The following is a 13160-nucleotide window of genomic DNA, read 5'->3' as shown; positions in this document are numbered from 1 at the left end:
TGAAAGTGATCCGATGAGAGAACGCGGGTAAAGCCTGCCTGTTCTGCCCTTTGGGCATACTGCAGCAGTTGACTAGGCGGAAATTGTTCATGAGAGGCGTGATAACCAATCTGCACCATGACCTGTCCTCCGGGATAATTGACTACAATCTACTAGTTAATAATGTGGCGATAACGAGCCTCCACCAAGGCATAGATGCTATAAGCAATTAGTCCGAGGGCCATGAAACCTAACAACCAAGAACCAAAAGTTTGGTGTTCTAGGGTTGCTAAGATTCCACCAAAGCCTCTGGCTTGACTGGCCTTAGATTGCCACGCCGCTAGGATTAAGAAAATACCAATCAGGCCAAACATAAATCCACGAGCCGCAATCCCAAACTGCCCTGCTCTCTTGGTCCATTTACGCTCGGTTGGGCTCATCTGGTGCTGCTTAAATTTCTGCATAAACTTTGCTTGGTAGGCATAGTAGAGGTGGTACAGGCCCACCATTACTGTGAGTCCGCCTGCTAGTCCAACTAGCCATTGCCCAAAGGGTTGTGACAGAAACCGAGCTGTCCAATCCTCAGTGGTAATGCTGTTTCCTTCACCTTCACCGAAACTGAAAATCAGCCCGATTGCAGTTAGCGCCAAACTGCCATAGGAGATGGCGCTGGCTGCATAGCCTAAGCGTTGAGCAACCCGTTTAGGACTCAACTTCTCGCCCTGATGTTCTGGATCAAAGATGGTTTGCACCAACCGCCAAAACACATAACCCATAAGGCCGATCGCAATCAGACCGAGGAGAACCTTGCCAAAAGGCTGAGCCACTATCTCTTCCAAGGCCCCACTGGTGCTAGTGGTCTCGCCCCCACTGCCGATCGCTGTTTGAGCTGCCAGTAAGCCAACCACAAAATAAACTGTTCCCTTTGCTGCATAGCCGAAGCGGGCTAGTTTTTCAACCCAAGGATGGGCAGCCACTCGTTGCGCCTGTTGGTGTAGATTTTGAGGTTGAGAGTTGTGGGGCGTCATAACAGCGCTTAATGAGCCTGATTGGCCTGAAACCAGCGATAGCCGTAGGGAGACAGTTGAATGGCTTTGTGATCCCTATGTAATGATTCATAGGGGTGATCGCCAAATAGCTCCGATAAATGCCCATAATCAGTTGATTTAAGTGTTACTGAGCAGTCCTGGTTCGCTAAGTTATGCAACGCAATGACAGCGCGATCGCTCCAGGTGCAGCAATGAGCAAGGACACAGGGAGCATCCGTTTCTAAAATATGCAATGTGCCATAGCCAAATTCTGGACATTGCTTGCGGATCCGAATCAGACGTTCGATCCAGTTAATAAGGGCTGCTGGATCGCGCTGTTCCTGAGCAACGTTAACCTCTTTGTAGCCGTATGCTCCCTCACTGATGATGGGTTGAATGAGTTGATCAGGTGGCACCTTAGAAAAGCCGGCATTTGGTTCGTCAGACCATTGCATTGGCGTTCTCACACTGGTTCGTCCAGGCAAAGAGAGGTCATCGCCCATACCGATCTCATCGCCATAGCGCAATAAGGGCGTACCCGGCAAACTAAACATTAAGCTATAAGTGAGTTCAATGTGGCGGCGATCGCCCTTGAGCATAGGCGGTAAACGCCGACGAATTCCCCGCCCAAAGATCTGCATCTTTTCTTCAGGGGCAAAAGCGGCAAAGATCTCTTGCATTTCTGAGTCACTCAGGCGATCGAGCGTCAATTCGTCATGGTGACGTACAAAATTTAACCACTGGCATTGGGCAGGAATTTCTGGTAAGTTTTTTAGCCCATAGTGCAACGGTTCGGCTGTTTGACGAGCTAGCGCCAAGAACATATATTGGTTTAACAAAAAATTAAACAGTAGATGGATGCGGTTTCCCTGCCCAAAATAAGTAGGAATTTCTTCTGCTGGCACGTTTGCCTCTGCCAGCAAGACTGCATCTCCTTGGTGCGAAGTCAGAAACCCCCGCATCTCATCAAAAAAGCTCTGTAGGCTTGCCTGTTGAGCCTCTGCGATGCCGATGCCTTCAATGACAAAAGAAGCCGCATCAATCCGAAAACCGGATACACCCAATTCCAACCAGAAGCCCATGATTTTGCAAATCTCTTCTCGCACTAAGGGATTGGCAATATTCAGGTCGGGTTGGTGTTTATAGAAGTGATGCAGATAATAAGCCTCTGCCTGCTCATCATATTCCCATAAACTATCTTCCACTGTTGGAAAGGCGATGAGGCTCGGATCACTTTCAGGCGGATTCTTTGACCAAACATAATAATTCCGGTACCGAGATTGAGGATTGGAGCGAGATTGCTGGAACCAAGGATGCTGATCAGACGTATGGTTAATTACTAGATCGATCAGCACTCGTATGCCTCGTTCTCGCGCTTGGTGCATGAACTCGACGAAATCACCCAATGTTCCTAAGCGTGGATCAACATTGTAGTAATCCATCACGTCGTAGCCATTGTCCCGGTTGGGAGATGGGTAAAACGGCAGTAACCATAAGCAGGTGATTCCTGATCCAGCCAGATAGTTCAGATGTTGGGTGAGTCCAACAAAATCGCCTATGCCATCACCATTGCCGTCCATAAAAGTTTCTACATCTAGCGAGTAGATAATGGCATCTTTATACCAAATGCTTTTCATTAGTACGATCGCTTTAGCTCATTTCAAATGTTTTTAATTGAACCAATAGTTAACTCAACTTCCTCTAGAAACATATATGCAATGTCTCTACATCAAACAAATTTTTGGAAGCCAATATAATAACCATATTAGTTAGTAGACTTTGATTTAGCGCGTTTAATCTCTCTCTACTTTAGACTCACCTTCCTCCCCTTCTTCCCTCTCTACAGCGCCTTTCCTCTCTACGGTACCTTCCCTTTCGGCAGCGCCTTCTCTTTCCACAGCACCTTCCTGCTCCCCGCCTTCCCTTTCGGCAGCACCTTCTCTTTCCACAGCGCCTTCCTGCTCCCTGCCTTTTCTTTCAACAGTACCTTCCCGTTCCCCTTGTTCAGAAGTGCAAGCAACAGCACCCACTAAAAACACACTAGCTAAAGCAATCTGGGTTAGGATTTTTACAAATTTACTTATCATGACTTTCACTTCTGCTTTACTCAATTATTGTTTATTGTTTGAATCGAGATTCATTTTCATGCTATGGAAAGGCTATAAACTAACCTTCTCCTTTAAGTTCAATATTATTTCTGAGAAAACCAAGTCTTTGTGGGGATAGCTGTGATTAAGCTTGATAGACGAATTGGCTCCTAATCATTACTAGCATAAGCAATCGTACTTAATAAGGCATTCTCTGCTTGGCGGGAATCGAGACGAGTGTGTTGAACCACGATCGGCATATCAGATTCAATCACACTGGCGTAATCTGTATCACGGGGAATGGGCTCAGGCTCAGACAAGTCATTAAACCGTAAATGCTTTGTGCGACGTGCTGGAACGGTGACGCGATAGGGTCCTACAGGTTCGCGATCATTGAAATAAACCATGATCTCAACATGAGCATCCTGGTCTGAGCTATTCAGTAAACAGGCAGTTTCATGGCTGGTAAATTGCGGTTCGGGTCCAGTACTATAGGCAGGAATGTACCCTTCTGCGATCGCCCAGCGGGTTTTTCCAATCGGTTGACTCATTACTTTGCTATCTCCTAATTAATATTGTGTGCTTTGTTTATTCTCCAACGCTTAATTGGCGAAGAGAAATCTGTTTACATAAACTTTCTACCGCTAGAGTGAGCGATCGCATTAACTCTGAATCTTCACGGTAATCGGCTTCAGCTAAATTGGTGACTTGTTGGCTCTCACTAACTTGAATTTGCTCATCCCAAGCTTGAGCCTCTTTGTAAACGTCGATCGCAATCCCGCCTTCGTCATTTAGGACTGAAAAGCAAGGAACATCTGACGTCCCGTCTCCAACATAGATCATTTGTGACAACGGAATGTGCAGCTGATCTTCTGAAACATCTCGGTAGGCAAGCGAGCGCCCATTTCCATCCACCTGATCCTGACCACTGGCAATCTGCATTAAATAGCGGGTCTTTTCTGTATGGCTGATGCTGCGTTTAAGGAAATCAATTTCGCCAGTCTCGCTGTAGTGAAACTCGCATCCCCAAATTTGATTAAAGTAAGGGGCAATGCAGGTATTGCGAACCACTTTACCAAAACCACCTGTAATCATGTAAAATTCTAGTTCAATTTGTGGATTGAGATCCTGTACACGCCGACGTAAACGATCGAACATCTCGGTAACGCCGTCAAAAGGTTGTAATTGTTGCCCAAACTGTATGAGATAATCTTTGGTGATTTTGTGCTGAATCTCTGGGTGATGTTTGGATGCTTGAATCAAACAATAGAATCTAGCGGCAACATGATCCCAGCCTGCATTTTTCAAGGGTGCATATTGCTGTTGATGAAATTGCTCTACATCTAACCCGACAGCCTTTACCAGTTCATCCAAGGTGTTCGCGGCTAGCGTATCGTCAAAGTCGAATACGATTCCATTGCGGTTACAGACAGGGTTAGTCGCTTGGGGTTTTGTGAGGTGAGTCTCTTGTCTTTGTGCCATCACTATCCTCTCGGCTCCACTTTCTGGGTTTGCTCTAGCTGCTGTAAACAGCGCTGTTCACAGCAGCTTTATGTACTTCGTTCCTTGCTCTACGCTCCACTTGAGCCGATGAGCCCAGTGAGTTGTAATAAATAGGTCACTGCAAATCCAGCAAAAAACAGTCCTGCTAAAGCCGTTGCCCAGAAGCTTAAAGGAGCAGGCTGTAGTTTCTTCGGTAGCATCTGGTGGTTGAGATATAAAGTGAGCCCAGTGACAACTGGAATATGGGAGGCTTCAATGACTCCAGCCGTTTGGAGCAATCCCACAGGTTTGCCAAAGAACAGATACACGCCAATGGGGAGTCCTGCTAGCAAGGTTGCGATATAGAATTTGCGTAAGAATTTTTCATTCGTCCAACGACCGCCCCGGACACCAAACCCTTGCAGTAAAATTTGCGTTCCATCGGCAAACATCCGCCCAAACCCATCTTGTACAGACATTGTGGTACTGCAAAAGGTGATGAAGACGATCGCAACCATAAACCAAAAGCCAAAAGGCCCCCAAAGATCGCCCAAGAGGCTCCCTAACGTTTCGGCAATCTGGTTTTCTTGGGGTATTAAGCCTTGTGGACGCAACAGTTCTGCGCCTAAGATCAGAAATGATAGGGCTGCTAATAAAGCTCCTACTACGGCTAGGGTATTGGAGAAGGTCATCAAGTTTAGCCATCCCTGCAATCGTTCTCGTTGGTCGTGATCGAGCGGCTTAAAATCTATTGGTTCTTCGCGCTTGTTGGTGGCAGAACCATAGCCTCTAGCACCGATCCAGTAGGAGTACCACATGATTCCAGCAGCCCCTGCTAGCATGAACCCCAACCAGGGCAAGATTTCCTCATACTTGACATCTGGCGGGATTTGAGGGACTAATCCACCTGACAGTTTCCCTAAGTTAGGAAAAACAAAAACCGCAGCAGCTACCACGGCTATCGTGCGACCAATACCAATGTAGGATGAAGCTTTTTCGACTCCATCGTATTGTCCTAGAAAGACGATCGCTGCTGTCACCACAATGATGATTACCGTCCACAGTTGAACCGTACCCCCAGTCATCAAAATCAACGCGGTTGCTGCGGCTCCTGCCATCCCTGCCACAGTTGCGATCGCCACTACAAACTGAGGCACCAAAATCAGCCAGATCGCCCAGTTTTTGGGACCAGGGAGCCGCTTAAATCCTTCTAGAATTGTCACCCCAGTGCAAACGGTAAACCTGCCAACTTCGCGGTTGATAAACCATTTGAGGACTACCGCTGCTAGGAGTGCCCACAACAACGTATAGCCATAGAGCGCCGCAATGCGGGGGGTAAACAGCAACTCACCAGAGCCAGCGGCAGAAAGCATCCAGAGAAAACTAGGACCCAGCCACTTCAGCCAATCTCGCCCCTGAGGCGGTGGAGGAACTTGCGATTGTGGTTGATCAATAAGTGTTGTCGTTCGTATTTGTTGATCACTGTTCATGCTGCTGTCTACTTTGATTATGGTTATTTCAGCACAGGCTCAGGTTGTTGTACGGTTGATTCACGCATGAGCCACTAACCCTCACTTAGTAGGGTGCATAGAGCTTCGCATGAAGGTGCTGTTGTCACTTGCTCAATGAAAGATGGATGGGTTGAGTGGTCATATTACCCAACCCATCTCGAAGGCTGTAACTTACTTTCTAACGTCTGGAATTGCTGAAGGATAAACAGCGTCAGCAATCAATACAGGTTTTTGGCTGTACTCTGCTTCCAGCTTCTTCTGCAAATCTAAGTCCCAGGTCAAGTCATAGTCTCGTTCAATGTCAGTCACGACAAAGGGACGCAGTACACCCGTTACCGCAACTGTTTCGCCATCTTTTACTGGAGCGATAGCTGGGGCACCCGCTTTAGGGTTGACTCGTAAGACCAGCAAATCAGCAGCTCCAAACAACTTATCCTCATCTAGCGTGAAGGAGTTTGGAGTTCTAATGTCTTCGATTTCGCCTGTGACTGCTAGCGGTTTGCCATAATACCGCTGAGGATCTTCGGTGATTTTGCCTGGTTCTGGTGCTAGTGCGATCGCTTGAGCAACAATGGCAGGTTTATTCTCATACTCAACATACACTTCGCGATCTAAGCCCAAGTTAAACTCCCGTTCAACCTCTGCTAGCACAAAGTTACGAACCTGACCTGTAACCTGCACTTTAACGTCATCATCAGTGGGCATAACGAAAGGCTTACCCGACGCATTTACAACCAGAATCGATTCAGTGCCAAAGAATTGCTCATCGCTCACTGTGAAAGTGTTCGGATCAATCTTCTTAATTGGCTCGCTTCTAATTGTCACGGTCTGTCCAATGAGACGATTAGTATCATTGGCAACTTCTTTAGCCGTAACATTTCCTACAGGTGATGGGGCAACGGCCTCTTGTCGTGCATTAGTGCAAGCAGGAAGAACTAGAGCCATGATGGCAAGAGCAATTCCTGTTGGAAGGGAACCATTCAGTTTCCCTAACTTTTGAGTAAAGCTAGTGTGATGAGAGCTTGTGTGGCGAGTCATGCGATTTTTCTCCGTTTCTCTGCATTAAATGAGTTTCATAGTTCATAAGCTTCTCCAAAAAGAGGATGCTTATTAAACTTAAATAAAGTTTGAAAAGAAAGCATTTGCTTTAAAGCATTCTCAACTGTCTCTAAAGGTTCTTTCTCTGATTAACCATCAAACTTTATTGTTTCCTCATTACTATAGAGATTGAAGTTGCTTGCTCCTTCTAGCTAAGGGGATAGCGAACTTTTCCATTTATAGATTGAGTAGAATTTCATACTGATTTCATCATCAACTCAAACCTTCTATGGATAGGGTGTTAGCATTTGTATCTGATGGAGGAGACGAATTTCACGCTGTTTTCATATTCTGTAAAGCTCTTAGTTATAAGGTATTTTAGTAAGAAACAAAGTTATTAATAATGCGACTTCTATTAGTTGAAGATGAAGCCGATTTAGGCGCAGCCATCAAACAAGTTCTTAACCACCAGACCTACGTAGTGGACTGGGTGCTGGATGGTAAGCAAGCATGGAACTATTTAGAAACACACTGGAACGAATACACTTTAGCGATTTTTGATTGGATGCTGCCAGGGCTGTCAGGGGTGGAGTTGTGCAAACGGCTACGCGCCCAGAATAGCTCGCTCCCTGTCTTGATGCTGACTGCAAAAGACCGCATGGAGGAAAAGATTCAAGGGCTAGATAGTGGCGCCGATGACTACTTGGTGAAGCCCTTTCAGATGGCAGAACTGCTAGCAAGACTGCGAGCCTTACGGCGACGATCGCCCCAGCTTCAGCCACCACAACTCCAGGCTGGTAATTTAACACTCAACTACGGGACTCACGCAGTCGTTCGACAAAATGCTAAGGGCGATTGCCAGGTAATTCCCCTAACCATCAAAGAGTTTCAGCTCCTGGAGTACTTCATGAAGCACCCCAACCAAATTGTGAATCGGGATCAAATCATGAACCAGCTTTGGGAAGTGGGGGCTGAACCCGTGAGTAACGTTGTTGCCGCCCAGGTTCGGCTACTCCGACGCAAATTGGAAGATGAGGAATCTGTGATTGAAACCATCTACGGTGTGGGCTATCGCTTTAACCTGGATGGATGAACATGAAAGACAATCAACTGTTTGGTTCCACTCGTCTTCGTTTGGCTCTCTGGTATGCCGGAGTCATGGCTTGCATTATGGGGTTAAGCGGTTTGGGAGTTTATCAGGTAGTTGCCCATGCCTACCGTAAAACTATTGATCAAGGGTTGCAGGCCGTTACAGGGGTGGTGGCTAAACAAATTGAGCCTGTCATACAGCGACCCGAACAGTTACGTCAGGTAGCTAAAAACTTCTCCTTGCGTCTGTGTCTGACTGAAACAGATTGTATCCCTACCGTCGAGGCTACTAAGGCAGCTCAGTTGCCTGAAATGATTCGCCCCCCCTTGGTCAAAGTGCCTGATCCTATCAATTACTACATCCGCTTATTGGATACGAGTGGCAGACCGATCGTAGTGATGGGGCTACAAATCGATCAATTACCCAGCACGTCGGGAAAAGCAAAGTGGCAGACGATGAAAGATCGTCAAGGGATTCGCTATCGCCAAGTCTCCTTACCTCTACAGATACAAAATCAACCTGGCGGCTATGTGCAGGTGGGGCGATCGCTCCAAGACTTAGACCACAATCTGGCTGCCTTACGCTGGACATTGCTGCTAGGGTGCGCAATCTCGCTGCTTCTGGTGGCTTTGTCAAGCTGGTGGCTAGCGGGATTGGCGATGCAGCCGATCTACCACTCTTATCGAAAAATGCAGCAGTTTACCGCCGATGCTGCTCACGAATTCCGCACTCCCCTCGCTGCCATGCAAGCCACGATTGAATCGACGCTGCGCTTTCAAAGTAAGTCTGAAAGCTCCATCACAGAGATGACAGAGGGAGTTTTAGCCGTTCTGCAACGCCAAACTCTGCGGCTCTCAGAATTGGTCAGAGATCTGCTACTGCTAACCCGCATTGACCAGCGTAAACTGACCGGAAAGCAGCTCCGTTGCTGTCTCAATGATTTAATCAGCGATTTAGTGGAAGAACTCGCTTTCTTAGCAGTTAAAGAGGAAGTGGGACTCTCAATGCAGTTACAAGTGCCTGACTCAGTTTATGTTTTAGGCGACGAAGAACAGCTTTATCGTTTGGTTTGTAACTTAATTAACAATGCAATTCAAGCAACGCCAGCGGGAGGACAAGTTAGAGTTTCACTAAACAAGGATGAACAAGCCGCCATGCTTCAAGTGCAGGATACAGGGCCGGGCATTGCCCCAGCCGATCAAGGTCGAATTTTCGATCGCTTTTATCGAGTCGAACAAGATCGATCACGGCACACAGGTGGTTCTGGTTTAGGCTTACCCATTGCGTTAGCTATTGCTCAGGCTCATCACGGTACGATTCAAGTACGAAGTGAACTCGGTAAGGGCAGCACCTTTACTGTGCGCTTACCTCTAGAGTAAATGGCTCAATCATGTTGTTCTTTGGTGCCCTGAATTCATCAACTTCCTGCTAAACCTGCTCTACCCGACAAATTCTCATAGAGTACAAACAGGATAAATACTAAATTTTCAGTTGGATTAAGCCTCTAGCAATCATCAAGATCATACATCAGGAGCCAAAGTGACATGCGTCAACTACTCGTACAAGTTCCACGAGGATGTGGAAAAGAGGTCTTAGATACTGCCAAAACTCATGATGGAGCGAATCTGGCACTATTTGAGGCTACGGGAACTGATGTGCTGCTGGATGTGGTGATTATTCACATCTCGAACCGCAAGGTTGAAGCTCTGATGCAGGCGCTAGAAGGGATGCCCAATCTCCAAATTACACTTAATCCGCATGGAGTGATGGGATTAAAGCCACCTGCGGATGAGGCGGCACAGCAAGTGACAGATGTGGCAGCCCGTAGCCCCATTGAAGTGTTTCTCTCTGGGTTGCAAAGCGTTGGCTCTTGGAAAGGCTTTTTGGGCTATGCGGTGGCGGCTGGAGTCGTAGTGTGGATTGGGTTATTTACCAATACCACTTATCTCTTAGTCGCAGCAATGTTAATTGCTCCGTTTGCGGGGCCTGCTATGAACGTAGCACTGGCTACTGCACGAGGCGATCGCCATCTCCTGGGTCAGAGTTTGCTGAGATATTTTGCGGCCTTAGCGGTCACGATCACTGTAACGGGACTAGTTACCTTGGTTCTGCGTCAAGAAGTTGTGACAGAGCAAATGGCGGCAACGAGTACAATTTCTGCTGTTGCTGTGTTGCTGCCATTTGTAGCGGGTGCAGCGGGCGCGTTGAATCTGGTGCAGTCTGAACGCAGTAGCTTGGTCTCTGGTGCGGCAACTGGAATGCTGGTTGCAGCTTCCTTGGCACCTCCGGCTGGTCTAGTGGGTATGGCAGGAGCAATGGGGCGCTGGGACTTGACAGTCAATGGCGCTTTTGTGCTGTTGCTGCAACTGGCTGGCATTAATCTATCGGCGGCGATCGTGTTTCGGCTCTATGGTATCTCTGCACAAGGAGCACGCTATCAACGAGGTCAAGCCTGGGCTTTTCCAGCCATTTTAGTGGTTACAACGGTAGCCTTGGCTGGACTTCTCACCTGGCAATTTTCCAACTCGCCTAATCTACAACGTTCTAGCCGTTCGCAACGAGCCACTGCTGAAATTCAGAAGGTGGTTGATGAAAGTGGTTTAGCAAGCCTAGTAGAAGCCAATGTTCGCTTCACTCGCCCCGATATTAAAGGGCAAAATACCCTGTTGGGCACAGTTTATGTGCAGCGACAACAAGGGGTAGAGCAGTCTACTGAAACCATCCGCACTCAATTAACCCAAGCGATTCAAACCCATCTGCTCAATCAAGGATTTAACGTGACTCCTCTCATTGATGTCAGCGTTTTAGAACGACCCAACCGCTCTTAACTACCTTTGTCTGCTTCATGGCTTTCCCAATGGCTCATGACATCTTCAACCAGCACATTTTTTAGACATACTTGTGCCACAACCAGCAAAGGAAGGGCTAGCAGCAGACCCATAAAACCAAAGAAGATGGAGAAAGCGACTTGGGCTAGGAGGGTAATAGCTGGCAGTAAAGAAACCTGATGCTTCATCACCAAAGGAGTTAAAACATTGCTCTCAAGTTGCTGAATCACAACATATAAGCCTACTACGGCTCCCACCTTCCAAGGCGCATCTAGTAGAGCAAGAGCCGCAGGAGGAATAACGCTGAGGGTTGGTCCGAGATTAGGAATAAACGTGAGTAAACCTGCCAACGAAGCGTTTGCTAATGGCAAAGGCACATCTAAAAACCACAGACCCAGTCCACTAAAAACCGTAATTACCGTCATGTTAAACAGAATGCCGACTAGCCAGCCACTTAAAGCTATTTCGCATTCTGAAAGAATTGTATCGATTCGCTGGCGATAAAACTTGGGAAAAAGCAGTAAGAAGACTCGTTGATAGGATCTAGGGTTTGCCAGCAACATGATGGTGACAACTAGAACCAGCAATAAGTTCACGATAATTTCAATCGAGTAAGTAAAGAGGCCATAAAAACTGCCAAACACTCGGCTAATAAAATCGGGTAGTTGTTGAGTCAGTCGGGTAAAGATACCAACCTCATCATCGGTCTGCCCTGGAATCTGGCTGCGTAACGCCTCAAACCATACCCGCAAGCGGTCTAAGCCTCTGGGCACTGCTTCGATCAAGGCGGGTAACTGCTCAAAGAAAGGAGGGACAATTAGTGCTACTAGAAGTGCTAAAACAATCAGAACACTCGTAATCGTTAGAGCAATACCAATACCTCGATGAACTCCCTGACGCTCCAAACGCTTTACGAGTTGATTGAGCGCGGTTGCTAAAACAACAGCCGTAAACGCCAGCAACAGCACTTGCCGAATTCTCCAGAGAATGTAAAGCGAGATCATAAGGGCAAGAAACCCAATCCATTGCCCTAAACGCACAGGTCTACCTCTTGATTAAGACGATTGAGCGATCGCCAGCGAAATCTTACTGTAATTCCATCTTTATGATTTTAGCTATAGCTTTTTATTCTATGAAGAAGTAGGGCTAAAAGCACACTCCTTAAAGCGGCTTTAGCCCTACAATGATGAGCCTAGAACTCTCTATTAACGTTAACGGCGGTTATCGATGACTGGACGACCTTGTGTATCTAGATCCAGTTCTTCCCGACGAATTTGCTCTTCAGCGTTCACAGTATCCTTTTCTACAACCTTACTGACGTTAACTTGCTCACGCACAAACGCTTCTTTGTGGATGTCAGCGGTTTCTTCGTAAACTTCCATCCGTACTGCTTCCTGGCTACCAAAGTTGACATTGTTAGGATCAACAACAGTGCCTGCAGATGGAGTCGATCGATCGATCACAACACGCTCCTTCTCAACGGGAACAGCTACTTGTGCTGTCTCTGTTTGGACTCGTTTGCCAATCGAAACTTCTCCAACTTTCTGTTTGTGCTTATCAGCAATGAGCCGCTCTTCGTAGAGCTTTAAGCTTTGATGATCGCGATCGTTTAAGTCATACAAAGACGGGTCTTGCTGATAGTTATAGCTATCGCGATCGTAGGTGACAGCGCCTGCGGCAGGGCGATACGTCCCGCGCACCTGTTCTTCGTAGTCGTAATCTACTTTCTCAAGGTCATCGAAGTTAGGCAAATCTTCAACCTGTTGTTTTGTTAAGCCTTTTACTTCGAGTCGGCGATCGCTGTGCTTAATAACAGCACGTCCCACCGGCAACAACACTTTTTTGCCAAAGATCCAGAAGCCCGTGTCAACCACAAAGTAGCGGAATTGACCACTCTTGCCATCGACTAAGATATGCTCAACTGAACCAATCTTTTCATCGCTTTGAGTATAGACATCAAAGTCTTTAATGTCGTCTACATTAGATGAATCTTCATGCGAGTTGGGATAAAAGTCTTTGAGTTTTACTAAAGTCATGTTTGTTTCCTCCAAACTTATTTGCTTATGTCTATATTAGAAATGATCTAAATTTAATAAATCTTGCTATCGAAAGAGATA

12 protein-coding genes are annotated in these 13160 nt (G+C 46.8%); 3 read left to right on the top strand and 9 right to left on the bottom strand.

Going from position 1 to position 13160, the window contains the following annotated elements; genetic code table 11:
• Positions 1-152 precede the first annotated feature (152 nt).
• The 7 genes from H6F86_RS14150 to H6F86_RS14120 form a co-directional block, all read right to left on the bottom strand.
• The gene (locus H6F86_RS14150; RefSeq protein ID WP_190449256.1) at positions 153-1007 is read right to left on the bottom strand and encodes a DUF1206 domain-containing protein; all 855 of its coding nucleotides are present in this window, start codon (positions 1005-1007) and stop codon (positions 153-155) included.
• Between the two features lie 8 nt (positions 1008-1015).
• Entirely contained in the window at positions 1016-2644 is a 1629-nt protein-coding gene (locus H6F86_RS14145; RefSeq protein ID WP_190449255.1) for an alpha-amylase family protein, read from the bottom strand.
• A gap of 156 nt (positions 2645-2800) precedes the next feature.
• Entirely contained in the window at positions 2801-3118 is a 318-nt protein-coding gene (locus H6F86_RS14140) for a hypothetical protein (RefSeq protein ID WP_190449254.1), read from the bottom strand.
• Positions 3119-3264: 146 nt separating this feature from the next.
• Complete coding sequence (locus H6F86_RS14135) at positions 3265-3645, bottom strand: sensory rhodopsin transducer (protein WP_190449253.1); 381 nt, start codon at positions 3643-3645, stop codon at positions 3265-3267.
• 37 nt (positions 3646-3682) lie between these two features.
• Entirely contained in the window at positions 3683-4576 is an 894-nt protein-coding gene (locus H6F86_RS14130) for a haloacid dehalogenase-like hydrolase (RefSeq protein ID WP_190449252.1), read from the bottom strand.
• Between the two features lie 89 nt (positions 4577-4665).
• Positions 4666-6066, bottom strand: a complete 1401-nt coding sequence (locus tag H6F86_RS14125; protein ID WP_190449251.1) for an Nramp family divalent metal transporter — start codon at positions 6064-6066, stop codon at positions 4666-4668.
• Between the two features lie 192 nt (positions 6067-6258).
• The gene (locus H6F86_RS14120) at positions 6259-7032 is read right to left on the bottom strand and encodes a hypothetical protein (protein ID WP_242033519.1); all 774 of its coding nucleotides are present in this window, start codon (positions 7030-7032) and stop codon (positions 6259-6261) included.
• A gap of 496 nt (positions 7033-7528) precedes the next feature.
• Here H6F86_RS14120 and rppA point away from each other — a divergent pair, with 496 nt between their 5' ends.
• The 3 genes from rppA to H6F86_RS14105 all read left to right on the top strand — a co-directional run bounded on the left by rppA (position 7529) and on the right by H6F86_RS14105 (position 11043).
• Entirely contained in the window at positions 7529-8218 is a 690-nt protein-coding gene (gene rppA, locus H6F86_RS14115) for a two-component system response regulator RppA (protein ID WP_190449249.1), read from the top strand.
• 2 nt (positions 8219-8220) lie between these two features.
• Complete coding sequence (gene rppB / locus H6F86_RS14110) at positions 8221-9594, top strand: two-component system sensor histidine kinase RppB (RefSeq protein WP_190449248.1); 1374 nt, start codon at positions 8221-8223, stop codon at positions 9592-9594.
• A gap of 165 nt (positions 9595-9759) precedes the next feature.
• Complete coding sequence (locus tag H6F86_RS14105; protein WP_190449247.1) at positions 9760-11043, top strand: DUF389 domain-containing protein; 1284 nt, start codon at positions 9760-9762, stop codon at positions 11041-11043.
• Here the strand turns inward: H6F86_RS14105 and H6F86_RS14100 are convergent.
• Positions 11040-12083 (bottom strand): AI-2E family transporter, encoded by a 1044-nt coding sequence (locus H6F86_RS14100; protein WP_190449246.1) that lies wholly within the window; start codon positions 12081-12083, stop codon positions 11040-11042. The genes H6F86_RS14105 and H6F86_RS14100 overlap by 4 nt on opposite strands.
• Before the next feature lie 171 nt (positions 12084-12254).
• Positions 12255-13079, bottom strand: a complete 825-nt coding sequence (locus H6F86_RS14095; protein WP_190449245.1) for a DUF2382 domain-containing protein — start codon at positions 13077-13079, stop codon at positions 12255-12257.
• Positions 13080-13160 lie beyond the last annotated feature (81 nt).

The sequence above is a fragment of the Phormidium sp. FACHB-592 genome (genome assembly GCF_014695795.1).
GTDB lineage: Bacteria > Cyanobacteriota > Cyanobacteriia > Leptolyngbyales > Leptolyngbyaceae > Stenomitos.
The sequence above is the reverse complement of the archived record's forward strand: the minus strand, read 5'-3'. Positions and strand labels throughout refer to the sequence as shown.